Annotated in this window: 16 protein-coding genes and 44 other annotated features; of the genes, 7 read left to right on the top strand and 9 right to left on the bottom strand. The window is 51.5% G+C overall.

From position 1 onward, the window contains the following. Nucleotides 1-65 precede the first annotated feature (65 nt). The 3 genes from glpC to glpA all read right to left on the bottom strand — a co-directional run bounded on the left by glpC (nt 66) and on the right by glpA (nt 4,302). The gene (gene glpC, locus STM2286; protein NP_461228.1) for a sn-glycerol-3-phosphate dehydrogenase (anaerobic), K-small subunit occupies nt 66-1,269 on the bottom strand. Within the gene, nt 66-1,256 belong to an annotated coding region; the region does not span the whole gene. Further along, nucleotides 1,253-2,525, bottom strand: a protein-coding gene (gene glpB, locus STM2285; RefSeq protein ID NP_461227.1) for a sn-glycerol-3-phosphate dehydrogenase (anaerobic), membrane anchor subunit. Within the gene, nt 1,253-2,512 belong to an annotated coding region; the region does not span the whole gene. Before glpB ends, glpC begins: the two co-directional genes overlap by 17 nt. Continuing rightward, nucleotides 1,264-1,269 (bottom strand) — a ribosome-binding site (putative RBS for glpC; RegulonDB:STMS1H002420). (Overlaps the previous gene by 6 nt.) Continuing rightward, nucleotides 2,502-4,302, bottom strand: a protein-coding gene (glpA, locus tag STM2284) for a sn-glycerol-3-phosphate dehydrogenase (anaerobic), large subunit (protein NP_461226.1). Within the gene, nt 2,502-4,130 belong to an annotated coding region; the region does not span the whole gene. Before glpA ends, glpB begins: the two co-directional genes overlap by 24 nt. Beyond that, nucleotides 2,520-2,525 (bottom strand) — a ribosome-binding site (putative RBS for glpB; RegulonDB:STMS1H002419). Its footprint overlaps the gene before it by 6 nt. Further along, nucleotides 4,136-4,141 (bottom strand) — a ribosome-binding site (putative RBS for glpA; RegulonDB:STMS1H002418). Then, nucleotides 4,140-4,160 (bottom strand) — a protein binding site (putative binding site for GlpR, RegulonDB: STMS1H000210). Its footprint overlaps the feature before it by 2 nt. After that, nucleotides 4,142-4,164 (top strand) — a protein binding site (putative binding site for GlpR, RegulonDB: STMS1H000214). (Overlaps the previous feature by 19 nt.) Next, nucleotides 4,180-4,200: a protein binding site (putative binding site for GlpR, RegulonDB: STMS1H000211), on the bottom strand. After that, nucleotides 4,183-4,218, top strand: a protein binding site (putative binding site for GlpR, RegulonDB: STMS1H000209). It overlaps the preceding feature by 18 nt. After that, nucleotides 4,190-4,210, bottom strand: a protein binding site (putative binding site for GlpR, RegulonDB: STMS1H000205). Its footprint overlaps the feature before it by 21 nt. After that, nucleotides 4,202-4,224: a protein binding site (putative binding site for GlpR, RegulonDB: STMS1H000212), on the top strand. It overlaps the preceding feature by 9 nt. Then, nucleotides 4,222-4,242 (bottom strand) — a protein binding site (putative binding site for CRP, RegulonDB: STMS1H000106). (Overlaps the previous feature by 3 nt.) Next, nucleotides 4,226-4,246, top strand: a protein binding site (putative binding site for CRP, RegulonDB: STMS1H000105). It overlaps the preceding feature by 17 nt. Beyond that, nucleotides 4,230-4,254: a protein binding site (putative binding site for FNR, RegulonDB: STMS1H000163), on the bottom strand. Its footprint overlaps the feature before it by 17 nt. Continuing rightward, nucleotides 4,232-4,252 (bottom strand) — a protein binding site (putative binding site for GlpR, RegulonDB: STMS1H000203). (Overlaps the previous feature by 21 nt.) After that, nucleotides 4,237-4,269, top strand: a protein binding site (putative binding site for GlpR, RegulonDB: STMS1H000213). Its footprint overlaps the feature before it by 16 nt. Continuing rightward, nucleotides 4,270-4,278 (bottom strand) — a -10 signal (putative -10_signal for glpA; RegulonDB:STMLTH004536). Then, nucleotides 4,274-4,294: a protein binding site (putative binding site for GlpR, RegulonDB: STMS1H000215), on the top strand. (Overlaps the previous feature by 5 nt.) Next, nucleotides 4,274-4,294 (top strand) — a protein binding site (putative binding site for CRP, RegulonDB: STMS1H000080). Its footprint overlaps the feature before it by 21 nt. Beyond that, nucleotides 4,283-4,291: a -35 signal (putative -35_signal for glpT; RegulonDB:STMLTH004535), on the top strand. Its footprint overlaps the feature before it by 9 nt. Between glpA and glpT the strand changes: the two genes are divergently transcribed. Together glpT and glpQ are read left to right on the top strand one after the other, a co-directional pair. After that, nucleotides 4,283-5,761, top strand: a protein-coding gene (gene glpT / locus STM2283; protein NP_461225.1) for an MFS family, sn-glycerol-3-phosphate transport protein. Within the gene, nt 4,403-5,761 belong to an annotated coding region; the region does not span the whole gene. The genes glpA and glpT overlap by 20 nt on opposite strands. Then, nucleotides 4,294-4,302 (bottom strand) — a -35 signal (putative -35_signal for glpA; RegulonDB:STMLTH004536). Its footprint overlaps the gene before it by 9 nt. After that, nucleotides 4,302-4,310: a -10 signal (putative -10_signal for glpT; RegulonDB:STMLTH004535), on the top strand. (Overlaps the previous feature by 1 nt.) Beyond that, nucleotides 4,389-4,394 (top strand) — a ribosome-binding site (putative RBS for glpT; RegulonDB:STMS1H002417). Beyond that, nucleotides 5,751-5,756: a ribosome-binding site (putative RBS for glpQ; RegulonDB:STMS1H002416), on the top strand. Beyond that, the gene (glpQ, locus tag STM2282) for a periplasmic glycerophosphodiester phosphodiesterase (RefSeq protein ID NP_461224.1) occupies nt 5,751-6,836 on the top strand. Within the gene, nt 5,766-6,836 belong to an annotated coding region; the region does not span the whole gene. Before glpT ends, glpQ begins: the two co-directional genes overlap by 11 nt. Nucleotides 6,837-6,951: 115 nt before the next feature. On the opposite strand, the gene STM2281 is transcribed toward glpQ, so the two are convergent. Continuing rightward, nucleotides 6,952-7,835, bottom strand: a protein-coding gene (locus tag STM2281; protein ID NP_461223.1) for a putative LysR family transcriptional regulator. Within the gene, nt 6,952-7,830 belong to an annotated coding region; the region does not span the whole gene. Then, nucleotides 7,830-7,835: a ribosome-binding site (putative RBS for STM2281; RegulonDB:STMS1H002415), on the bottom strand. It overlaps the preceding gene by 6 nt. A gap of 152 nt (nt 7,836-7,987) precedes the next feature. Then, nucleotides 7,988-7,993, top strand: a ribosome-binding site (putative RBS for STM2280; RegulonDB:STMS1H002414). Between STM2281 and STM2280 the strand changes: the two genes are divergently transcribed. Then, nucleotides 7,988-9,182 (top strand): putative permease gene (locus STM2280; RefSeq protein NP_461222.1). Within the gene, nt 7,992-9,182 belong to an annotated coding region; the region does not span the whole gene. Its footprint overlaps the feature before it by 6 nt. Before the next feature lies 1 nt (nt 9,183). Here the strand turns inward: STM2280 and yfaE are convergent. The 5 genes from yfaE to STM2275 form a co-directional block, all read right to left on the bottom strand. Further along, nucleotides 9,184-9,438: a putative ferredoxin gene (gene yfaE / locus STM2279; protein NP_461221.1), complete on the bottom strand. Its 255-nt coding sequence runs from the start codon at nt 9,436-9,438 to the stop codon at nt 9,184-9,186. Continuing rightward, nucleotides 9,438-10,582 (bottom strand): ribonucleoside-diphosphate reductase 1, beta subunit gene (gene nrdB / locus STM2278; protein NP_461220.1). Within the gene, nt 9,438-10,568 belong to an annotated coding region; the region does not span the whole gene. The genes yfaE and nrdB overlap by 1 nt, the downstream gene beginning before the upstream one ends. Further along, nucleotides 10,577-10,582, bottom strand: a ribosome-binding site (putative RBS for nrdB; RegulonDB:STMS1H002413). Its footprint overlaps the gene before it by 6 nt. A 98-nt stretch (nt 10,583-10,680) precedes the next feature. Further along, nucleotides 10,681-13,088, bottom strand: a protein-coding gene (nrdA, locus tag STM2277; RefSeq protein NP_461219.1) for a ribonucleoside diphosphate reductase 1, alpha subunit. Within the gene, nt 10,681-12,966 belong to an annotated coding region; the region does not span the whole gene. Then, nucleotides 12,976-12,981: a ribosome-binding site (putative RBS for nrdA; RegulonDB:STMS1H002412), on the bottom strand. (Overlaps the previous gene by 6 nt.) Further along, nucleotides 13,056-13,064 (bottom strand) — a -10 signal (putative -10_signal for nrdA; RegulonDB:STMLTH004534). Next, nucleotides 13,080-13,088: a -35 signal (putative -35_signal for nrdA; RegulonDB:STMLTH004534), on the bottom strand. Nucleotides 13,089-13,091: 3 nt before the next feature. Continuing rightward, nucleotides 13,092-13,102, bottom strand: a protein binding site (putative binding site for DnaA, RegulonDB: STMS1H000135). 13 nt (nt 13,103-13,115) lie between these two features. Continuing rightward, nucleotides 13,116-13,126: a protein binding site (putative binding site for DnaA, RegulonDB: STMS1H000136), on the bottom strand. Between the two features lie 101 nt (nt 13,127-13,227). After that, nucleotides 13,228-13,244: a protein binding site (putative binding site for FIS, RegulonDB: STMS1H000143), on the bottom strand. 77 nt (nt 13,245-13,321) lie between these two features. Continuing rightward, nucleotides 13,322-14,146, bottom strand: a protein-coding gene (ubiG, locus tag STM2276; RefSeq protein NP_461218.1) for a 2-octaprenyl-6-hydroxy phenol methylase. Within the gene, nt 13,322-14,050 belong to an annotated coding region; the region does not span the whole gene. Then, nucleotides 14,063-14,068 (bottom strand) — a ribosome-binding site (putative RBS for ubiG; RegulonDB:STMS1H002411). (Overlaps the previous gene by 6 nt.) Continuing rightward, nucleotides 14,110-14,118, bottom strand: a -10 signal (putative -10_signal for ubiG; RegulonDB:STMLTH004533). Further along, the gene (locus tag STM2275; RefSeq protein ID NP_461217.3) for a putative gntR family regulatory protein occupies nt 14,133-15,023 on the bottom strand. Within the gene, nt 14,133-15,017 belong to an annotated coding region; the region does not span the whole gene. The genes ubiG and STM2275 overlap by 14 nt, the downstream gene beginning before the upstream one ends. After that, nucleotides 14,138-14,146: a -35 signal (putative -35_signal for ubiG; RegulonDB:STMLTH004533), on the bottom strand. (Overlaps the previous gene by 9 nt.) Further along, nucleotides 15,018-15,023, bottom strand: a ribosome-binding site (putative RBS for STM2275; RegulonDB:STMS1H002410). Its footprint lies within the gene STM2275. A gap of 37 nt (nt 15,024-15,060) precedes the next feature. Next, nucleotides 15,061-15,066 (top strand) — a ribosome-binding site (putative RBS for STM2274; RegulonDB:STMS1H002409). Here STM2275 and STM2274 point away from each other — a divergent pair. The 4 genes from STM2274 to rcsC all read left to right on the top strand — a co-directional run bounded on the left by STM2274 (nt 15,061) and on the right by rcsC (nt 23,619). Then, nucleotides 15,061-16,392 (top strand): putative permease gene (locus STM2274; protein ID NP_461216.1). Within the gene, nt 15,067-16,392 belong to an annotated coding region; the region does not span the whole gene. Its footprint overlaps the feature before it by 6 nt. An 8-nt stretch (nt 16,393-16,400) precedes the next feature. Then, nucleotides 16,401-16,406 (top strand) — a ribosome-binding site (putative RBS for STM2273; RegulonDB:STMS1H002408). Beyond that, nucleotides 16,401-17,609, top strand: a protein-coding gene (locus STM2273; protein NP_461215.1) for a putative dehydratase protein. Within the gene, nt 16,407-17,609 belong to an annotated coding region; the region does not span the whole gene. (Overlaps the previous feature by 6 nt.) A 220-nt stretch (nt 17,610-17,829) precedes the next feature. Then, nucleotides 17,830-17,836 (top strand) — a protein binding site (putative binding site for CspA, RegulonDB: STMS1H000125). A 59-nt stretch (nt 17,837-17,895) separates the two neighbouring features. After that, nucleotides 17,896-17,902: a protein binding site (putative binding site for CspA, RegulonDB: STMS1H000126), on the top strand. A 40-nt stretch (nt 17,903-17,942) separates the two neighbouring features. Beyond that, nucleotides 17,943-17,951 (top strand) — a -35 signal (putative -35_signal for gyrA; RegulonDB:STMLTH004532). Continuing rightward, the gene (gyrA, locus tag STM2272) for a DNA gyrase, subunit A (RefSeq protein ID NP_461214.1) occupies nt 17,943-20,655 on the top strand. Within the gene, nt 18,019-20,655 belong to an annotated coding region; the region does not span the whole gene. (Overlaps the previous feature by 9 nt.) Continuing rightward, nucleotides 17,959-17,967 (top strand) — a -10 signal (putative -10_signal for gyrA; RegulonDB:STMLTH004532). Its footprint overlaps the gene before it by 9 nt. Then, nucleotides 17,970-17,976, top strand: a protein binding site (putative binding site for CspA, RegulonDB: STMS1H000124). After that, nucleotides 18,003-18,008 (top strand) — a ribosome-binding site (putative RBS for gyrA; RegulonDB:STMS1H002407). A 101-nt stretch (nt 20,656-20,756) precedes the next feature. Next, nucleotides 20,757-20,762: a ribosome-binding site (putative RBS for rcsC; RegulonDB:STMS1H002406), on the top strand. Further along, nucleotides 20,757-23,619 (top strand): sensory histidine kinase in two-component regulatory system with RcsB gene (gene rcsC / locus STM2271; protein ID NP_461213.1). Within the gene, nt 20,773-23,619 belong to an annotated coding region; the region does not span the whole gene. Its footprint overlaps the feature before it by 6 nt. Nucleotides 23,620-23,626 lie beyond the last annotated feature (7 nt).

Below are 23,626 nucleotides of genomic sequence, written 5' to 3'. Positions count from 1 at the left end.
GTCTGATGGAAAATCGTCCCTGGTGAGTAGGGTAATGGCGCCGGAGGGGCTCCGGCGCTTTTTACTTAGCCGAGCGCCTGGGCCAGTAGCGTAATGGGGTGTTCGCAGCGTTTGCTTGTAGACATCTCAATTTGCCACTTACAGGTTTCACAATCGGTGACGACAATGTCGGCGCCGCTCTCTTCAATCTGGCGGAACAGCGGCGCGCCGATGGACTGTGATGTCGGATAGTTTTCCTTTTTAAATCCATACGTACCGGCAATGCCGCAGCACTGTGAATCAAGTACCGTCAATTCAAGCCCCGGAATTTGCCGCAACAGTTCAAGCGTGTAAAGCGTCCAGCCCATTTTTTCCATATGACACGGCGTATGGTAGACCACTTTCAGCGGCAAAGGATTAAGCGGCAGCGTTTTCCCTGCATCCAGTTTGCGCCATAGCCAGCGGGTGGCCAGCTCGATATGTTCGCGCAGCCCGGCGTTGTCCACGTCCAGCACTTCAGGATATTCATCGCGCAACGCAAACGTACAGGTGGATGACGTGGCGATGACCGGAATACCTTTGACGGCAATCGCCTCGCGTAGCGACTCCACATTGCTGATAGCCTGTTTGCGAGCTTTATCCGTAAAACCGTTAGCGATCAGCGGTACGCCGCAACACTTCTCTTTACTCAGTAACTGTACGCCAGTACCCATTGCGTTCAGCACCTTAATCAGATCTTTTCCGAGCTGCGGATGGTTGTAATTCACAAAACAGCCATGGAAAAAGGCGACCTGATCTTTGTATTTAGCCTGCTGCGCCGCCACGCTACGATACCAGCGGCGGAAGGTGCCGAAAGAGTATTTTGGTAAGGTGCGGCGATGATCGATTTTGAGCGCGTAATCAAGCAACTGGCGCACTGGCTTTAATGCGGTGGCGGTATTGACCACCGGCGCGAACGGCGTTGAAACGCTGCCCATCAGATCGGTATGGCTGAGAATAAAGTTACGCAATGACGGGCGCGTCGTATCGTATTTCGCGCGGGCGCGCTGGATGATATCGCCAATCTTCACGTCCGACGGACAGGCGACCTCACACCGTTTGCAGTTAATGCAATATTTCAGCGCCTCATCATACAGCGCGCCGTCTTTCAGACGCAGGCGTTCGCCATCCGGTCCGGCCTGTTTAGGGCCAGGGTAGCCAGGATTAACGCGGCTGACCGGGCACGCGGTGGTGCACACCGTACATTTTATACAACTTTCAAAACGTGTGTCGCTCATTGCTGTTCTCCTGCACGCTCAGCGATATGGTGCGCGGCCTGGAGGGCGCTGACTGCGCAGACGCCGCCGCCGCATCCCTCAGCTATAGGATCGAATCCCGCCAGCACAGAACCTATTGCATACAGATTTTCTACCGTGTTGCCCGCAAGGGAGGGGCGGAAAGCGTCATCCGTCACGACGCCAAACTGCTGCCAGGGCTGTGGGTCGAAGAAATGTTGTTGATACCATTCGGCGCGGGTGGCCGTTTGCTGTACGTCGAGCCCTAAAATAGGTTCGCGGATCCCTTCGCGCTCGGCAACCAGACCGCTACTAAAGAAGCTACCGCTGGCAAGTACGGCAAAACGCGGGCGCAGTGGGATATCGGCATGGTTGCGGGTCCATATTTCGCTCACGGTACCGCGACGGCAGGTGACTTTCTTCACTTCATCGCCCGGCATCCAGATGCCGCCCTGACGGACAAACTGGCGCTGGAGCTGATTGTGCAGACGAATACCGAGCACCGATGGCGGCAGCGTCGGCAGCAGCGTGAGCGCGCAGGGCAGACGTTCGTTAAGCCAGCGCCACAGCGTATCGTTCGCCAGCCCGAAACAGGCGGGCATGATGATCATGTCGCAGTTTGTCGCTATTGGCGACAGCGCGTCGTACAGCAGTGGCCATTTTTCTTCGTTATCAAGCAGACGCGCAATATTGACCGCGCGAAATTCCGTCGGGTTATCACGCAGTACGTCCAGTTCCGGAAGGTCGATTTCTGCAGTTTCCACGTTGAGGTCGCGTTGGCGCAGCGACGCTGCCGCAAGGTGCGCCTGGAAATCCAGTAATCCGCTAACGCCGACGACGCAAATTCGCTGTGCGGATAAGGGCCAGACCGGTACTTCCGGCGAGCTAAGCCAGGTTGAACGCAATGTGCCAAGCGGCGTGACACGCTGGTGCGCCTGCTGTACGTCACCGTATAACTGCGCGCCGCTGGCGTTAAGTAGCGTTTGCGCCTGTTGCGCCAGCGTAAGGACTTTTTGCGCGCCTAAACGCGAATAAGGATGTTCAGGCGCCTGGCGGCACAGCGCATCAAGCCCGGCGGTAATGTCAGTCACCGGTTGGCCGTCGGGCAGGGCGCTGAGTAGATCCAGCGAGCCGGAGGAAAAATGCAGCGCGCTTTGTCCGCGGGTGACGATGGCGCAGCGTAATCCATGCTGCTGGAGTTGCAGTCCGCATAGCAAACCGGCGAGACCGCCGCCCATAATAACCGTATCAAATTTCATCCTGGTGCTCCTTCTCCAGACCGCATAATCCCTGATAAACCCAGCGCGTGAATTCGCTTTCGCGCAGCGCGTCTCCCCAGGCGACAGGTTGTACGCCTTTCCAGCGCTCATTCAGAAATTCAGAGAGTTGCGTAATAGATTGCGCCGCGGTCGTCACATTAAAACGCTGCAATAGCCCGGCCGCGCGGCAGGCGCACAGTTCGCCCTGGCAAGTGCCCATCCCTACGCGGGTGCGACGGCGCAGATCCAGCAGGCTATTCACGGTTAAGTTTTCGACGGCATACTGCACTTCCCCCGCCGTGACGGCCTCGCATTCACAGACCAGGCTACGGTGTTGGCGGCCTTCACTCAGCCACCCCGGCGTGCGATCGCCATGCCGATAAACCGCCGATCCGCGTAGCGGCGCGGGAAGCGAGATAATGCGTTTCAGCGTATGTTCCGTAGACTCTTTTGAGCCAGGCAACGGCGTATCCGCCGTGATGCAGGGGCGAGTATTGCCCAACTTGCGGCACACGGCATCGGTCGCCCATTCCGCCATCAGGCGGTAAGTCATTAGCTTCCCGCCGGTAATGGTAATGAAGCCATCAAGCCCGTCGCGTTCGGCGTGGTCGAACAACACAATACCGCGGCTGACGTTACGACCGCTGGGATCGTCATCGCTGGCCACCAGCGGGCGGACGCCGGAATACGCGCGCAGAATACGCGTCTTCGCCATGACAGGGGCCAGTTTTTCCCCTTCACGCAGCAGGATATCGACTTCATCTGCGGTGACGCGGTTGCTGTCTATCTCATTGTAATCAATATGGGTAGAGGTGGTGCCGATCAGTGAAATCGTATCGCCAGGTACCAGAATGTCGGCATCCGATGGTTTCCGGCAGCGGTTAATGACATGCTGGTTGATCCGATGGTCCATGATCAACAGCGAGCCTTTCGCCGGGAACATGCGAATACTCAGGTCGGCGTATTCGGCGATCCGTTGCCCCCAGATACCTGCCGCATTGACCACCACCGGCGCGTGAAGCGTCTGAGTTTCGCCAGTGAGATGGTTGCGCACATGGACGCCGCAGACCGTTGCGCCTTCACGAATGAGCCCGGTCACTTCATGCGCCGTTAACACGATTGCGCCATGTTCTCTGGCATCCAACATATTGGCGGCGGTAAGGCGGAAAGGGTCCACGGTGCCATCCGGCACTTTTACCGCACCGATGAGCGCAGGGTTAACGGAAGGTTCGATGATGCGAGCCTGCTGCGGATCGATGGCTTCAGCGCGAATGCCTGCCGCTTCACAGGCGCGAATAAAGGTGGCCTGAAACGCAAGATCATCTTCCGGCAACGTAATAAACAGACCATCCGTCGGTTCGACGCAATGGCGGGCGATCCGTTTTAAAATCTGGTTTTCACTAATGCACTCGCGCGCGGATTCCGCGTCGGTAACCGCATAACGAGCGCCGCTGTGCAGCAGCCCGTGGTTACGCCCGGTCGCGCCGGTCGCTATATCATGCCGCTCCACCAGAATGACACGTAAACCGCGCAGCGCGCAGTCGCGGGCGATCCCTGCGCCTGTTGCTCCACCGCCAATGATAATCACGTCACTTGTTTGCGAGTCGCGAGTTTTCATTGTTTTTCCTCACAGTTCGTTTTTTATCATTTAGCCATACAAATCATATGGAATGTTTGATTTCGCGCATAATCGCTCACTATTCGAAAATGAAACGTGATTTCGTGCGCCTTTCTGAACATTAGTCATAAATCTGTAACAATATGTGCTGTAATTCACATTAACGTGACGTATCTTTACTTAACATCGCGGCCACACTGGGAGCAGCGGGGTTGTTTGAACGAACTGCGGTGTTTACCTCTAAATAAAATATGGGCCACGGAGGCTACAATATGTTGAGTATTTTTAAACCAGCGCCGCATAAAGCGCGCTTGCCAGCGGCGGAGATTGATCCGACCTATCGCCGATTACGCTGGCAGATTTTCCTGGGGATATTCTTTGGCTATGCCGCGTATTATCTGGTGCGCAAGAACTTTGCCCTCGCGATGCCCTACCTGGTAGAACAGGGTTTTTCACGCGGCGATCTGGGCTTTGCGCTGTCCGGGATTTCCATCGCTTATGGTTTTTCGAAATTTATAATGGGTTCGGTGTCCGATCGCTCGAATCCGCGCGTTTTTCTGCCGGCAGGGTTGATTCTGGCCGCAGCAGTCATGTTGTTTATGGGCTTTGTGCCGTGGGCGACATCCAGCATCGCCGTGATGTTTGTACTGTTGTTCCTTTGCGGCTGGTTCCAGGGGATGGGGTGGCCGCCGTGCGGTCGTACGATGGTTCACTGGTGGTCGCAGAAAGAGCGCGGCGGCATTGTGTCGGTCTGGAACTGCGCGCATAACGTCGGCGGCGGGATCCCGCCACTGCTGTTCCTGCTGGGGATGGCTTGGTTTAACGACTGGAAAGCGGCGCTCTATATGCCAGCCTTTGGCGCGATTGTGGTGGCGCTGTTCGCTTTCGCAATGATGCGCGATACGCCGCAATCCTGCGGTCTGCCGCCTATCGAAGAGTATAAAAACGACTATCCGGACGACTACAACGAAAAAGCGGAAGAAGAGCTGACTGCGAAGCAGATCTTCATGCAGTACGTACTGCCAAACAAACTGTTGTGGTACATCGCTATCGCCAACGTGTTTGTTTATCTGCTGCGCTACGGTATTCTCGACTGGTCGCCGACCTACCTGAAAGAAGTGAAGCATTTCGCACTGGATAAATCCTCCTGGGCCTACTTCCTGTATGAATACGCGGGTATTCCGGGCACGCTGCTGTGTGGCTGGATGTCGGATAAAGTCTTCCGCGGCAACCGTGGCGCGACCGGCGTGTTCTTTATGACCCTGGTGACTATCGCGACCATCGTTTACTGGATGAACCCAGCAGGGAACCCGAACGTTGATATGGCTTGTATGATTATCATCGGCTTCCTGATCTACGGCCCGGTAATGTTGATCGGTCTGCACGCGCTGGAACTGGCGCCGAAAAAAGCGGCGGGTACGGCGGCGGGCTTTACCGGTCTGTTTGGTTACCTGGGCGGTTCTGTCGCTGCAAGCGCCATTGTGGGTTATACCGTTGACTTCTTCGGTTGGGATGGCGGCTTTATGGTGATGATTGGCGGCAGCATTCTGGCGGTAATCCTGCTGGTGGTCGTGATGATTGGTGAAAAACGCCATCATGATGAGCTGCAGTTAAAACGCAACGGAGGCTAATAACATGAAAACCACACTGAAAAACCTTAGCGTGGCGTTAATGTTGGCAGGAATGACCATCGGAAGCGGCGCCGTGGCGGCTGAAAAAGTCGTTATCGCCCACCGTGGTGCCAGCGGTTATCTGCCGGAGCATACGCTACCGGCGAAAGCGATGGCGTATGCGCAAGGGGCAGATTATCTGGAACAGGATTTAGTGATGACAAAGGACGACCATCTGGTCGTCCTCCATGACCACTACCTTGACCGGGTGACTGACGTCGCTGACCGTTTTCCGGACCGGGCGCGTAAAGATGGGCGCTATTACGCTATCGATTTTACGCTGGATGAAATTAAATCCCTGAAGTTTACCGAAGGGTTTGATATTGAAAACGGCAAAAAAGTACAAACTTATCCGGGCCGTTTCCCGATGGGAAAATCTGATTTCCGCATTCATACCTTTGAAGAGGAAATTGAATTCGTTCAGGGATTAAATCACTCTACCGGTAAAAATATCGGTATTTATCCGGAAATTAAAGCGCCGTGGTTCCATCATCAGGAAGGGAAAGATATTGCCGCGAAAACGCTGGAAGTGCTGAAGAAGTATGGTTACACCGGCAAGCAGGACAATGTCTATTTGCAGTGTTTTGATGTCGCTGAGCTGAAACGTATTAAGAATGAACTGGAACCCAAAATGGGGATGGATCTCAATCTGGTTCAACTTATTGCGTATACCGACTGGAATGAAACACAGCAGAAACAGCCGGACGGTCGTTGGGTAAATTACAACTACGACTGGATGTTTAAGCCGGGCGCTATGAAGCAGGTGGCGGAATATGCGGACGGTATTGGTCCGGATTACCATATGCTGGTTGCGGAAGGCTCAACGAAAGGGAATATCAAGCTGACTGGAATGGTGCAAGACGCGCATCAGAATAAGATGGTAGTGCATCCTTACACTGTGCGTGCCGATCAATTGCCGGACTATGCCACAGACGTCAATCAGTTGTACGACATCCTGTATAACAAGGCGGGCGTCGACGGGCTGTTCACTGACTTCCCGGATAAGGCGGTCATGTTCCTGCAAAAAAATGACTAAAGGTTTGCCATAGTCGAAGTGACGCGCCGGATGAGGGCATAAACGCCTCATCCGGCCTGGCGCAACGTTTGCCAGCGTAAGTCTGGTAAACGCAATGCCATCAGGCGGGGTTGTTTTATAGCAACCCCTCATCGGTCAGTGTTTCCATACATTTTTGTAATAAAAATAGCGGACTTCCTTCTACCGGCGGTTCTTTTGCTAACAGGGAAATTTGTCGATAAAAGGTGGGTTCCAGCGCCACGGAGCATAATTTTCCTGTCGTGGCTTTTAAGGTTAATTCTGGCAATAAGGCGATACCTAATCCCTGGCGAATAAAATTCAGCGCAGTATCGGGATGGTTAAATTCATATTTAAATATCGGCTCAATACCCTTTTCTTTAAACAACGCCATAATGCTTAATTCATAACGACCTTTACTGACAATAAGTGGTTCGTCCATCAGTTCTTCGACCGTTACCGTACTATTGGCCGCCAGGGGATGATTTTCAGGCACCACTACGGTGAATTTATCCCGGTAAATGGGGACGCAATACATACCGTTGACCGGAAAAGGAACGAAACCGGCATCAATACTTCCGTCCTGCAGCGAATCAATAATAGCCGTACTGTTCTCTTCATAAGGGATAATTTTTACATTTGGATGATGGCTTTCAAAATAGCGAATGACGCCGGGTAAAATGCAGGCGCAGGCGCTGGGAAAACAGCCAATCCGTAGCGTACGGGCCGGGTTCTTTTTTTCTTGTTCGGCAATCTCTTTTACCGCGTTGACGTCGCGCTGGATCGCGCGTAAGTGCCTGACGATGCGGCTACCGGCGGCGGTAAGCTCGATCTCTTTACGACGCTCACGAATCAATATGTCAACGCCGAGCTCCTCCTCAAGCGCGGAGATGGCCTGGCTGACGGCGGATTGCGTCATGTATAGCCGTTTGCTGGCCTCGGTAAATCCGCCGTACTCCAGTACGGCAAGCAGGGCGTGGATTTGGGTTAGTGTCATTAGTAAAACCTAATCAATATAATTAAAACGATTAATTTTTCTAATAGAGTGCACTTGTTTATACTGTGATTCTATCGAATACATCACATTTTGACGCACCTGATAGGTGTTCAGTTGAGCTGAGCGTTGCCTGCGTGCGCCATCTGAGCGGGTCGTTAAGAATGAAAGAAAAATTATGGACGAAAGATTTTTGGGCAATCACCATAGTCAGTTTTATTATCTTTTTTGTTTTTTATGTACTGCTAACTTTATTACCCATTTATATCGCTGACCGCCTGCATGCTTCTGCAGATAAGGCCGGGCTGTTAGTGACATGTTTCCTGGCCGCGGCAATTGTTATTCGGCCATTTGCCGGACAATGGGTGGGAAAATATTCGAATAAAAAGATTCTGGTGCTCTCTTCTCTGGCTTTTTTGGTGATTACCGCGCTGTATCCGGTTTGCCATTCTATCGAGTCGCTGCTCTTTATCCGCGTACTTCATGGGATTACGTTTGGTGTTATTACCACGGTAAAAGGAACTATTTCAGCGCGGTTAATTCCGGCCTCCCGACGTGGAGAGGGCATCAGCTTTTTCTCTTTAGCGATGGGCCTGGCGATGGTCGTAGGACCGTGGATCGGTTTGAATATGGCCCGCTGGGACGCGTTCACTGCCGCATTCTGGCTTTGTTCCGCTGTAGCGGCGTTAGGGATTGTGCTTTCCCTGATTGTGACGGTTCCTCCGGTAATTCGTCATGCCGATGGTTCGAAACCGAATCTGGGTTTTTCCGCGATGTTTGACCGCGCCGCCTTGCCTTTTGCGCTGGTCACCTTTTTTATGACTTTCTCCTATGCCGGCGTGTCGGCTTTCCTGGCGCTGTATGCGCGTGAGCTGGATTTAATGGCGGCGGCCAGTAATTTCCTGCTGTGCTACGCGATTTTACTGATGATATGCCGTACCTTCACCGGGAATATTTGTGATAAAAAAGGGCCGAAATATGTTGTTTATCCATGTCTGTTGGCTTTTACCATCGGTCTGGTGGCGCTGGGCTACACCAATGGCAGCATCATGATGATTATTTCCGGTGGTCTCATCGGTATCGGCTACGGTTCGGTCACGCCGGTCTTCCAGACGCAAATTATCAGCTCGGTTGAACCGCATAAAATCGGTGTGGCGAATTCACTGTTCTTTAACGCGATGGACGCCGGAATGGCGATTGGCGCCTTTATCATGGGAATGATGGTTGAGTCAGTTGGCTATCGTATGATTTATGTCGCTGGCGCGGTGTTGGTGGTACTCGCTGGCGCACTGTATGCCGTGCAGATGAAAAAACGTGGCGTGATGCCGTTGGTTTCCACCAGCGAGTTGCACTGAGTTACATCTCGATTTCGATATCGCCTTTTGCCCTGCAGCAGCAGGGCAAAATCTCTCCCGGCTGGATAAACGCTAAAGGTTCCGTAATCCAGTCAACCTGACCGGCAACCAGCCGGGTACGACAGGAGCCGCAATAACCTTCGCGGCACTGATACTCCACCTCAACGTTATGCGATTCCAGCGCGGCCAGCAGAGAAGGGTGTTCATCCTGGCACAGCAGCTGTGTGCCAGTGATACGCAGCGTGACGCGTCCCATCAGAGCTGGAAATTACTCAGATCGTCGGTATCGACTTCCGAATCGATTTGTCCGACCAGATAAGAGCTAACTTCTACTTCCTGTGGAGCGACCTGAACGTTATCGGACACCAGCCAGGTATTGATCCACGGGATTGGGTTGGAGCGGGTCTGGAACGGTAGATCCAGCCCCACCGCCTGCATACGAATATTAGTAATATATTCAACGTATTGACACAGGATATCTTTATTCAGGCCGATCATCGAACCGTCGCGGAACAGATAGTCTGCCCACTCTTTTTCCTGCTGCGCCGCCTGCACGAACAGGTCATAACATTCCTGTTTACACTCTTCGGCGATTTCCGCCATCTCCGGGTCGTCCACGCCGCTACGCAACAGGTTCAGCATATGTTGCGTGCCGGTCAGATGCAGAGCTTCGTCACGGGCGATCAGACGGATAATTTTGGCGTTGCCTTCCATCAGTTCACGCTCGGCAAATGCGAAAGAGCAGGCGAAGCTGACGTAGAAGCGGATGGCTTCCAGCGCGTTCACGCTCATCAGGCACAGATACAGTTTTTTCTTCAGCTCACGCAGATTCACGACAACCGTTTTGCCATTAACGGTATGGGTGCCTTCACCGAGCAGGTGCCAGTAACTGGTCATCTCAATAAGTTCGTCGTAGTAGGCGGAGATACCTTCGGCGCGCTTCTGAATTTGCTCATTGGTCACGATATCGTCAAAAACGACAGCCGGATCGTTGACGATGTTACGAATAATGTGGGTGTAGGATCGTGAGTGAATCGTCTCAGAAAACGCCCAGGTCTCTACCCACGTCTCCAGCTCCGGGATGGAAATGAGCGGCAGCAGGGCGACGTTCGGGCTACGTCCCTGAATGGAATCCAGCAGCGTCTGGTATTTGAGGTTGCTGATGAAGATATGTTTTTCGTGCTCCGGCAACGCCTGATAATCGATACGATCGCGGGAGACGTCGACCTCTTCCGGACGCCAGAAGAAAGAGAGCTGTTTTTCGATCAGTTTTTCGAAGATGTCATATTTCTGCTGGTCATAGCGTGCAACGTTGACCGGCTGGCCAAAGAACATGGGTTCCTTGAGCTGATCGTTTTTCGTCTGTGAAAAAGTGGTGTATGCCATTGAAGTGAATCCTTTATGGGATGAGCGCCGGATGGCGGCGCAAGCGCCTTATCCGGCCTACAAACCGTACAATCGTAGGCCGGGTAAGCATAGCGCTACCCGGCACTATTCATCAGATCTTACAAGCGCCGCTTTCGCAGCCATCGTCCTGAATAGAAGGCGCCAAATCGTCCTGCGCATCTTCCGCGCCGTCGCGGGTATTTTGATAGTACAGAGTTTTCACGCCAAACTTATACGCGGTGAGCAAATCTTTCAGCAGTTGCTGCATCGGCACTTTTCCTGACGGGAAACGTGACGGATCGTAGTTGGTATTGGCGGAAATCGACTGATCGATAAACTTCTGCATGATACCCACCAGTTGCAGATAACCGTCGTTGTTCGGCATCTCCCACAACAGTTCGTAAGCGTCTTTCAGATGCTCATAATCCGGCACGACCTGACGCAAAATACCGTCTTTCGAGGCCTTGATGCTGACGTAGCCGCGCGGCGGCTCAATGCCGTTGGTGGCGTTGGAGATCTGGGACGACGTTTCCGACGGCATTAGCGCCGATAGCGTGGAGTTACGCAGACCGTGGGTTTTGATCGACTCACGCAGCTGTTCCCAGTCGTAGTGCAGCGGTTCGTTGACAATCGCATCCAGATCTTTTTTGTAGGTGTCGATCGGCAAAATGCCTTTTGCATAGGTGGTTTCGTTGAACCATGGGCAGGCGCCTTGCTCTTTCGCCAGTTCGTTGGACGCTTTAAGCAGATAGTACTGAATGGCTTCGAAGGTTTTATGCGTCAGATTATTGGCGCTGCCGTCGGAATAACGCTTACCGTTTTTCGCCAGCCAGTAGGCGAAGTTAATCACGCCAATGCCCAGCGTACGACGGCCCATTGCGCCGCGTTTGGCAGCCGGAATCGGGTAATCCTGATAATCGAGCAGAGCATCCAAAGCGCGTACTGCCAGAATAGCCAGTTCTTCCAGCTCGTCCAGAGTTTTAATGGCACCCAAGTTGAATGCAGACAGCGTACACAACGCAATTTCGCCGTTTTCATCGTTGACATCGTTCAGCGGTTTGGTCGGCAGGGCAATCTCCAGACACAGGTTAGACTGGCGTACCGGGGCGACAACCGGATCGAACGGACTGTGAGTATTGCAGTGGTCAACGTTCTGGATATAGATACGACCGGTAGAGGCGCGTTCCTGCATCATCAGCGAGAACAGTTCGACCGCTTTCACACGCTGTTTGCGGATGCTGTCGTCGTGTTCATATTTCACGTACAGGCGTTCGAATTCGTCCTGGTCGGCGAAGAACGCATCGTATAGCCCGGGTACATCCGACGGACTGAACAGCGTAATGTCGCCGCCCTTCAGCAGGCGGGTATACATCAGTTTGTTGATCTGTACGCCGTAGTCCATGTGACGTACGCGGTTGCCTTCCACGCCGCGGTTGTTTTTCAGCACCAGCAGGCTTTCCACTTCCAGATGCCACATCGGGTAGAAGAGGGTTGCCGCGCCGCCGCGCACGCCGCCCTGCGAACAGGATTTCACCGCCGTCTGGAAGTGCTTGTAGAACGGGATGCAGCCGGTGTGGAAGGCTTCGCCGCCACGAATCGGGCTGCCCAGCGCACGAATGCGGCCAGCGTTGATACCGATACCGGCGCGCTGAGAAACGTATTTCACAATCGCGCTGGAGGTGGCGTTGATGGAATCCAGACTGTCGCCACACTCGATCAGTACGCAGGAGCTGAACTGACGGGTTGGGGTACGCACACCGGACATGATGGGCGTCGGCAGCGAAATTTTGAACGTAGAGACCGCATCGTAAAAACGTTTTACATAGTCAAGACGCGTTTCACGCGGGTAGTTCGAGAACAGGCAGGCCGCTACCAGAATGTAGAGGAACTGTGCGCTTTCATAGATTTCGCCGGTCACGCGGTTTTGCACCAGATATTTCCCTTCCAGCTGCTTAACGGCAGCGTAGGAGAAGGTCATATCGCGATCGTGAACGATAAACGAATCCATCTGCTTGAACTCTTCTTCCGTGTAGTCTTCCAGCAGATGATTGTCGTATTTGCCAAGCTCAACCATTTTTACCACATGGTGGTAAAGTGCGGGCGGCTCAAACTGGCCGAAGGCTTTCTTACGCAGGTGGAAAATCGCCAGACGCGCAGCCAGGTATTGATAATCCGGCGCATCGCGAGAGATCAGGTCTGCGGCAGCCTTAATAATAGTTTCATGGATATCGGAGGTCTTAATCCCATCATAAAACTGAATATGCGAGCGTAGCTCGACCTGAGAAACCGATACGTTATTCAGTCCTTCTGCCGCCCAATCAAGCACGCGATGAATTTTGTCGAGATTGATGCGCTCAGTACGGCCGTCACGCTTTGTCACCAGCAGACTCTGATTCATGTGGTTTTCTACCTGTTTACCTGTCCGTGAAAGAAAAATATCCCCCCGCTTATCCACAACGCCACGTTGTGACTAACTCTGTGGATAAATACTATATATAGGGGGTAATCGATAAGTGAAACGCTATATGGTGAGTATTCTAGTAGGGATTCTTTTGAGTACAAGAGTTGATTTTGGCGTTAAATTGCGGTTGCAAAAGCGTAAGAATCGCTAAATGCGCGTCTGATAAGGCCTGGAGAGGATGTCAACAATTCATAAAAAAAAATCAAAATTTGATCGAATGCTGATTTCTTCATCGAAGAGAAAGGTTGCGCCCGATGATCTAACGCAACCCTTATAGGAAAATTCTTTGATGTCAGGCTTTTTTAGCGCGGGTATGCAACATGTAGTTAACGTCTACTCCGGGACCGAGTTTGAAAGTATTGGTTATCGGGTTGTAGTGCAGCCCGGTGATATGTTGCTCTTTCAGGACGGTTTCATCTACCCAGCTTAACAGTTCAGCAGGCTTAATGAATTTCTTCACGTCGTGCGTGCCTTTTGGCACCATGCGCAGAATATACTCAGCGCCGACGACCGCCATCAGCCAGGATTTCCCATTGCGGTTCAACGTTGAGAAGAACACCTCGCCGCCGGGTTTAACCAGTTGGGCGCAGGCGTGGACGACCGATTGCGGATCGGGAACGTGCTCCAGCATTTCCATACAGGTGACGACGTCGTATTGCTGGGCGTGTTTTGCCGCATGTTCCTCAACCGTCTCCTGCACGTACTCTACCTCGATGCCGCTTTCCAGCGCATGCAGTTTGGCGACCTGCAAAGGCTCAAAGCCCATATCCAGCCCGGTGACGGTTGCGCCTTCGCGCGCCATGCTCTCCGCCAGAATACCGCCGCCGCAGCCGACGTCGAGCACCTTTTTACCAAACAGGCCGCCTGAGCGCTCAGTAATGTAGCCAAGGCGTAGGGGGTTGATACGATGCAATGGCTTGAATTCGCCCTCCAGATCCCACCAGCGCGACGCGACGGCTTCGAATTTGGCGATTTCATTATGGTCAACGTTGTGAGCTACCGACGGTTTTTCAGTGTTCATGAGTACATGAGATTCCGCTATTGATCTATCGGGGCAGTATAGCAGGTGCAAAGTCGCTGCGTTATATCTACTGCCGTCTTTATTACGCTTTCAGCGCAAGAAGTTTTCTTGCGCGTTCTGTAAAACCGCTACCGATGTGGTGCGTGATAAAATTACAGACGCCCTCGACGTTGTTGTTTTTTAACATATCCAAAATAGTGGCATGTCCACGGTTAGAGCTGGTGATATATTCAGCGGTAAAATCCAGTCTGTAGCGAATTGCCAATAAACGTGCTGAGATCAACAGGTGTGCTTGTGAAATGTATTTATTATCGGCATATTTCACAAAAACATAATGAAAATCATGATCCAGTTTGAGGTAAGCTTGCGTATCTCGCTCTGCATTAATTTTTGCTGACTTCGATAAAATATTGCTTAATTCGACTATGACATTGTTAGCATTTTTCTCCATCGCTTCACGAATTGCGCCCTGTTCAAGGATAACCCTCATTTTGATGAGATCATTGATATCCTCGTCGGTGACAGAAAAAACAAATGTCCCACTGCGGGGAATGATGTTGACTAAGTTTTCATTATAGCTCAGCCAAATAAAAGCTTCACGAATTGGTGTTTTACTTACCATCAGAATATTTGATAGTTCATTTTCACTGATCGCTTGCCCAAGATCGAAATCGCCATGGATAATCATCTCCCTTATTTTCTCTTTAATCACCTGGGTGATGGATTTGGGTATTTCAATTGATATGTGACTAAAGTCACGCTTTAATCTATTTTTCATTTTCTTCTCCTCCATGGTTAAACCCGGCTCCATTGTAATTAATTTATTCAAAATTAACGGATCTAATATATCAGATATAAGAAAATTTACATACTTTATTGTTGTTATTGTATATTTCATTAAGTTTGCTTGCTGATATATCAGATATGACACATTAGCTTTTGAATTGTATTGTTTTTTACGTAACATCGATTCCGGTCAATACCCTTATTCATTGAATCATAAAAGGTGATGCAAAATGAGTAGTCCACAAGAAAATTTATACGATGCAATTCGTATTGTAAAAAGGAAAATCATTCCTTTGGCCTTTATTCTTTACTTTTTTAACTATATGGATCGTGTCAATATTGGGTTTGCTGCATTACGCATGAATGAATCTCTCGGTATTACGCCTGAGGATTTCGCTAATATTTCTTCTATATTCTTCATATCATATTTAATCTTTCAAATTCCGAGTAGCATTGGCTTGCAAAAGCTTGGCGCAAGAAAATGGATTAGTTCCATTATTATCGGCTGGGGAGCGGTAACTGGGCTGATTTTTTTTGCTAAAGATACTCAACATATTTTGCTGGCTCGCATTTTTTTGGGGGTATTTGAAGCTGGCTTTTTCCCGGGCATGGTTTATTATCTTGCATGCTGGTTCCCGGCTCGTGAACGCGGAAAAGTCAATAGTTTCTTCATGTTATCTATTGCTGTTGCATCGGTATTGGCTGCACCGATGTCTGGTTGGATCATCGAGCATTTGAATACCCCGGATTATGAAGGCTGGCGCTGGCTTTTTGCTATTGAAGGTATCCCTACCGTATTCCTTGGCATCCTGACATTTTATTTACTGCCTGACAGTCCAGAAAAGGCTAAATGGCTTACGCCACAGCAGATATCGGCCTTAGTTAATAAATTACGTACTGACAATGAAACCGCAGCTGCATTAAATAAAAATACCAACTCATCCTTTCTTTCCGTAATCAAAAATCCAGTTTTGCTTCAGCTTTCTTTCGCCTACATGTTGATTCAGGCGGCTGCTCTGGCGGCAAACTACTGGTTGCCGGGGTTGGTGAAGGGATTTTCAGCTGATTTTACGGATACTGACGTTGGTTTAATCATGAGTATTCCGTTTATTTTCGCTATGTTCAGCATGCCCTGGTGGGGCTGGCATTCCGATAAAAAGAATGAACGAAAATGGCATGCTGCATTACCCATGTTTCTGGCAGGCTGTGGTTTTCTGATGATTGCTCTTGTCCCCTCAATGTCGCTGAGAATGCTGGGGCTAACGTTCTATGGTGTTGGGATCCTCAGCTATTACGGACCTTACTGGGCGCTGCCTTCTGCATTATTGTCGCCGTCAGGGTTGGCTATCAGCATTGCGTTTATTAACTCATGTTCAAGTCTTGGCGGATTCCTGATTAATAAATCACTGGGATTCGTTTCTACTCATTATGGTGCGACAGGAATATTTATTGTAGAGGCAATACTTTGCTTCGCTGCGGTAGCCGTTTTGGCGTTAATGAAAATTGATGTGAAAAAAGAAAAAAGCCAACAAACAAATGTTGTATCACGAACCTGATAAATGGAGAAATTATGAAAATTACGTCTATTGAAGTTTTTGACTGTGAATTAAAAAAAAGAGATCAAACGATGTCCTCCTATAATCCAGTACTTATCCGGGTGAATACCGACTCAGGATTAAGTGGTATTGGCGAAGTAGGACTGGCCTATGGCGCAGGCGCTAAAGCTGGCGTAGGGATCATCAGAGATCTGGCGCCATTGATTGTGGGTGAAGATCCACTAAATATCGAAAAAATTTGGGAGTTCTTTTTCAGAAAGACTTTTTGGGGGATGGGGGGCGGGAACGTTTTTTATGCCGGAATGAGCGCTATTGATATTGCTCTTTGGGATATCAAAGGTAAATATTTAGGTGTACCTGTTTATCAGCTCCTTGGCGGGAAAACTAATGAAAAATTAAGAACCTATGCTAGTCAGTTACAATTTGGTTGGGGGGATAAACGCCATATATTAGTGACACCTGAGGAATATGCTGAGGCGGCGCGTGCGGCTCTTGACGATGGATATGATGCGATTAAAGTGGATCCACTCGAAATCGATCGTAATGGCGATGACTGTGTTTTTCAGAATAGAAATCGTAACTATTCAGGATTGTTACTGGCCGATCAATTAAAAATGGGGGAAGCGCGAATTGCCGCTATGCGTGAAGCAATGGGGGATGATGCTGATATTATCGTGGAAATCCATTCTCTTCTCGGTACAAACTCAGCTATTCAATTTGCGAAGGCGATAGAAAAGTATCGTATCTTTCTTTATGAAGAACCGATTCATCCATTAAATTCTGATAATATGCAGAAAGTTTCCCGTTCAACAACGATTCCAATCGCCACTGGCGAGCGTTCCTACACAAGATGGGGATACAGGGAATTACTGGAGAAGCAGTCTATTGCCGTAGCGCAACCTGATTTGTGTCTCTGCGGCGGAATTACCGAAGGAAAGAAAATCTGTGACTATGCTAATATTTATGACACCACTGTACAGGTGCATGTTTGCGGCGGTCCTGTTTCCACGGTAGCCGCGCTGCATATGGAAACAGCAATTCCCAACTTTATTATTCATGAGCATCATACCAATGCGATGAAAGCATCTATTCGGGAACTTTGTACCCACGATTATCAACCGGAAAATGGCTATTATGTCGCGCCGGAACAGCCCGGATTGGGTCAGGAATTAAACGATGAGGTAGTGAAAGAATATCTGGCCTATGTGATTAAATAGCATCTGGTGATACTGATTATGGTTTATGCCTCCCGGCATATCCCCTAAATAATTCGAGTTGCAGGATAAAATGGTTAACCGTCTTGAACAGCGCTTGCGCTAACCGCGACGGGGCGAGGCCCAGGGATGGGCCGAGTAACTCGCAGCCAACGCACATGAAACTTGAAGTATGACGGGTATACACGGGAGGTATTGATTTTCTAACCTCTTCCTGGCCAGGCCCCGATCTCCCCTGTGTCGCCTCTGAAGCCGATCGCCAATAAACGCCAAGACCACGCTTATAAATGAAGAGAGCATGCGGCACCCGAATAAAGCATTGTCTGGCTGCATTCCGTTTACCAGTACGTGGGCGAATGTGTTATAATTTGCGACCTTTGAATCCGGGATACAGTAGAGGGATAGCGGTTAGATGAGCGACCTTGCGAGAGAAATTACACCGGTCAACATTGAGGAGGAGCTGAAGAGCTCCTATCTGGATTATGCGATGTCGGTCATTGTTGGCCGTGCGCTGCCGGATGTCCGAGATGGCCTGAAGCCGGTACACCGTCGCGTACTTTACGCCATGAACGTATTGGGCAATGACTGGAACAAAGCCTATAAAAAATCTGCCCGTGTCGTTGGTGACGTAATCGGTAAATACCATCCCCACGGCGATTCCGCAGTGTATGACACCATCGTTCGTATGGCGCAGCCATTCTCGCTGCGTTACATGCTGGTGGATGGTCAGGGTAACTTCGGTTCTATTGACGGCGACTCCGCGGCGGCAATGCGTTATACGGAGATCCGTCTGGCGAAAATCGCCCACGAACTGATGGCCGATCTCGAAAAAGAGACGGTGGATTTCGTGGATAACTATGACGGTACGGAAAAAATTCCGGACGTCATGCCGACCAAAATTCCGAATCTGCTGGTGAACGGTTCTTCCGGTATCGCAGTAGGTATGGCGACGAATATCCCGCCGCACAACCTGACGGAAGTGATTAACGGCTGCCTGGCGTATATCGACAACGAAGACATCAGCATTGAAGGGCTGATGGAACATATTCCGGGGCCGGACTTCCCGACCGCCGCGATCATCAACGGTCGTCGTGGTATCGAAGAAGCCTACCGCACCGGTCGTGGCAAAGTGTACATTCGCGCCCGCGCGGAAGTTGAAGCTGACGCCAAAACGGGCCGTGAAACCATCATCGTCCATGAAATTCCCTATCAGGTGAACAAAGCGCGCCTGATCGAGAAAATCGCCGAGCTGGTGAAAGATAAACGCGTGGAAGGCATCAGCGCGCTGCGTGACGAATCCGACAAAGACGGGATGCGCATCGTGATTGAAGTGAAACGCGATGCGGTGGGCGAGGTGGTGCTTAATAATCTCTACTCCCAGACCCAGCTACAGGTTTCCTTCGGTATTAACATGGTGGCGCTGCATCACGGCCAGCCGAAGATCATGAACCTGAAAGATATCATTTCAGCGTTCGTGCGCCACCGCCGTGAAGTGGTGACGCGTCGGACTATTTTTGAACTGCGTAAAGCCCGTGACCGTGCGCATATCCTTGAAGCTCTGGCGATTGCGCTGGCCAACATCGACCCGATTATCGAACTGATTCGCCGCGCGCCAACGCCGGCGGAAGCAAAAGCGGCGCTGATTTCGCGTCCGTGGGATCTGGGCAACGTTGCTGCGATGCTGGAGCGCGCTGGTGATGACGCCGCGCGTCCGGAATGGCTGGAGCCAGAATTTGGCGTGCGTGACGGTCAGTACTACCTGACTGAACAGCAGGCGCAGGCGATTCTGGATCTGCGTTTGCAGAAACTGACCGGCCTGGAGCATGAAAAACTGCTCGACGAATACAAAGAGCTGCTGGAGCAGATTGCTGAATTGCTGCACATTCTGGGCAGCGCCGATCGCCTGATGGAAGTGATCCGCGAAGAGATGGAGTTAATTCGCGATCAGTTCGGCGATGAGCGTCGTACCGAAATCACCGCCAACAGCGCCGATATTAATATCGAAGATCTGATTAGCCAGGAAGATGTTGTCGTGACGCTGTCTCACCAGGGTTACGTCAAATATCAACCGCTGACAGATTACGAAGCGCAACGTCGTGGTGGGAAAGGTAAATCTGCCGCGCGTATTAAAGAAGAAGACTTTATCGACCGCCTGCTGGTGGCTAACACCCATGACACCATCCTCTGCTTCTCCAGCCGGGGCCGTCTGTACTGGATGAAGGTCTATCAGCTGCCGGAAGCCAGCCGCGGCGCGCGCGGTCGTCCGATCGTCAACCTGCTGCCGCTGGAAGCCAACGAACGTATCACCGCGATTCTGCCGGTTCGTGAGTATGAAGAAGGCGTCAACGTCTTTATGGCGACCGCCAGCGGTACCGTGAAGAAAACGGCGCTGACCGAATTCAGCCGTCCGCGTTCCGCCGGTATTATCGCGGTGAACCTCAACGACGGCGACGAGCTGATTGGCGTTGACCTGACTTCTGGTTCTGACGAAGTCATGCTGTTCTCGGCCGCGGGTAAAGTGGTGCGCTTCAAAGAAGACGCCGTCCGTGCGATGGGGCGTACCGCGACCGGTGTGCGCGGTATTAAGCTGGCGGGAGACGATAAAGTCGTCTCTCTGATCATCCCACGCGGCGAAGGCGCTATTCTGACCGTAACGCAAAACGGCTACGGGAAGCGTACCGCAGCGGACGAGTACCCGACCAAGTCTCGTGCGACGCAGGGCGTTATCTCTATCAAAGTGACCGAGCGCAACGGTTCCGTTGTCGGTGCGGTACAGGTAGACGATTGCGACCAGATCATGATGATCACGGATGCCGGTACTCTGGTGCGTACCCGTGTGTCCGAGATCAGCGTAGTGGGACGTAATACCCAGGGCGTTATCCTTATCCGCACGGCGGAAGATGAAAACGTGGTGGGTCTGCAACGCGTTGCTGAACCGGTAGATGACGAAGAACTCGACGCTATCGACGGCAGCGTGGCGGAAGGGGATGAGGATATCGCCCCGGAAGCGGAAAGCGATGACGACGTTGCGGATGACGCTGACGAGTAATGTTATTGCTGTGCGAGGGCCGGATATCCGGCCCTTTTTCTTTGCCGTTGCGGGCTACGTCATTTACCGCTACCTTAGTCACACTCTATTTACATCCTGAGGCGGAGCTTCGCCCCTTTGAAATACCTTGCTTCCTTTCGAACTACGCTGAAAGTCTCGCGCTACTTATTCAGAGCGTTAGCGTTACTCATTTGGCTCTTAATCGCCTTTGTTTCGGTGTTTTACATCGTCAATGCCCTGCACCAGCGGGAGTCTGAAATTCGTCAGGAGTTCAACCTTAGCTCCGATCAGGCGCAGCGTTTTATCCAGCGCACGTCGGATGTGATGAAAGAGCTCAAATATATCGCCGAGAACCGTTTAACGGCGGAAAACGGCGTCATGTCGTCGCGTGCGCGTGATGACAAAATGGTGGTGCCGGACTTTGAACCGCTATTTGCCGACTCAGACTGTGCGGCGATGGGCTCCGCCTGGCGCGGATCGCTGGAGTCGCTGGCCTGGTTTATGCGTTACTGGCGCGACAACTTTTCAGCGGCGTATGATCTTAACCGCGTTTTCCTGATTGGCAGCGATAACCTCTGTATGGCGAATTTCGGCCTGCGTGAAATGCCCGTGGAGCGCGATGATGCGTTAAAAGCGTTACATGAGCGGATTATGAAATACCGCAACGCGCCGCAGGAAGAAAGTGGGAATAACCTTTTCTGGATAAGCCAGGGCGCGCGTCAGGGCGTGGGCTACTTTTATGCGCTGACGCCGGTGTATCTGGCCAACCGTCTGCAGGCGCTGCTGGGCGTCGAGCAGTCCATCCGTATGGAAAATTTTTTCACGCCCGGCAGTTTGCCGATGGGCGTCACTATTATTGATGAGAACGGCCATTCGCTGATTTCGTTGACCGGTCCTGACGGCATTATTAAAGCGGAGCCGCGCTGGATGCAGGAGCGTTCCTGGTTTGGTTATACGCCAGGTTTTCGCGAACTGGTACTCAAAAAAAGCCTGCCGCCATCCTCGCTCAGTATTGTCTATTCTGTGCCTGTAGATTTAGTCCTGGAGCGTATTCGTATTCTTATCCTGAACGCTATCCTGCTGAACGTGCTGGTGGGCGCAGGGCTGTTTACGCTTGCGCGGATGTATGAGCGGCGAATTTTTATTCCGGCGGAGAGCGATGCTCAGCGTCTGGAAGAGCATGAACAGTTCAACCGTAAAATCGTCGCCTCCGCGCCGGTGGGGATCTGTATTCTGCGCACTATTGATGGTGTCAATATTCTGAGTAACGAACTGGCGCACACCTACCTGAACATGCTCACGCATGAAGACAGACAGCGCCTGACGCAAATTATTTGCGGCCAGCAGGTCAACTTTGTTGATGTATTGACCAGCAATAATACCAATTTGCAAATTAGCTTCGTCCATTCCCGCTATCGCAATGAAAACGTCGCGATTTGCGTGTTGGTAGATGTGAGTACGCGCGTCAAAATGGAAGAGTCGCTGCAAGAGATGGCGCAGGCGGCGGAGCAGGCAAGCCAGTCTAAATCCATGTTCCTTGCGACGGTCAGCCATGAATTGCGCACACCGCTGTACGGTATCATCGGCAATCTCGATCTGCTGCAAACCAAAGAGCTGCCAAAAGGCGTGGAACGTCTGGTCACGGCGATGAATAACTCCTCCAGTCTGTTGCTGAAAATTATCAGCGACATTCTCGACTTCTCGAAAATTGAGTCGGAACAGCTAAAGATTGAGCCGCGCGAATTTTCACCGCGAGAGGTGATGAACCATATCACCGCCAATTATCTGCCGTTGGTGGTGCGTAAGCAGCTCGGTCTGTATTGTTTTATTGAGCCTGACGTGCCGGTATCGCTGAACGGCGACCCGATGCGTTTACAGCAGGTTATTTCAAACCTGTTGAGCAACGCCATTAAGTTTACCGATATTGGCTGCATCGTGCTGCATGTGCGCTGTGATGGGGATTATCTCAGCATTCGCGTGCGGGATACCGGCGTCGGTATTCCGGCAAAAGAGGTGGTTCGCCTGTTCGATCCCTTCTTCCAGGTGGGAACCGGCGTACAGCGTAACTTTCAGGGGACCGGTCTGGGGCTGGCGATTTGCGAAAAATTGATCAGCATGATGGACGGCGATATTTCCGTCGATTCGGAGCCTGGCATGGGAAGCCAGTTTACGCTGCGCATCCCGCTTTATGGCGCGCAATACCCTGTGAAAAAGAGCGTGGAAGGACTCGCCGGAACCTGCTGTTGGCTGGCGGTGCGCAATACTTCTTTGTGCCAGTTTATTGAGACCAGTCTGGCGCGTAGCGGCGTTCATACGCAGCGTTATGAAGGGCAAGAACCCGCCGCGGACGATATTTTGATTGTCGATGACGCGCTGGAGCATACCTGGCAGGGGAGGGCGGCGGTCGTCTTTTGCCGCCGTCATATCGGGATTCCGTTGGAAAGAGCGCCGGGCGAGTGGGTGCATAGTGTGGCGTCGGTGCATGAGTTGCCCGCGCTGTTGGCGCGTATCTATAGTATTGAGCTGGATAGTGAAGCGCTTTCCAGCGCATTGCCGACGACGGATAAAACTGCAGATTCAAATGACGACATGATGATTCTGGTCGTTGACGATCATCCGATCAATCGCCGCTTGCTGGCCGATCAATTGGGATCGCTGGGGTATCAGTGTAAGACAGCCAATGATGGCGTAGACGCTCTGAATGTGCTGAGTAAAAATGCTATCGATATTGTTCTGAGCGATGTGAACATGCCGAACATGGACGGCTATCGCCTGACGCAGCGTATCCGTCAGCTTGGGCTGACGCTGCCTGTCGTCGGCGTGACGGCGAACGCGCTGGCGGAAGAGAAACAACGTTGCCTGGAGTCCGGTATGGACAGCTGTTTGTCGAAGCCTGTGACGCTGGATGTGTTGAAACAGACGCTGGCGGTGTATGCCGAGCGGGTACGTAAAACGCGGGCATAAAAAATGC

The sequence above is a fragment of the Salmonella enterica subsp. enterica serovar Typhimurium str. LT2 genome, assembly GCF_000006945.2.
GTDB lineage: Bacteria > Pseudomonadota > Gammaproteobacteria > Enterobacterales > Enterobacteriaceae > Salmonella > Salmonella enterica.
Note: the sequence above shows the minus strand (reverse complement) of the source record. Positions and strands in the feature narration are given on the sequence as shown.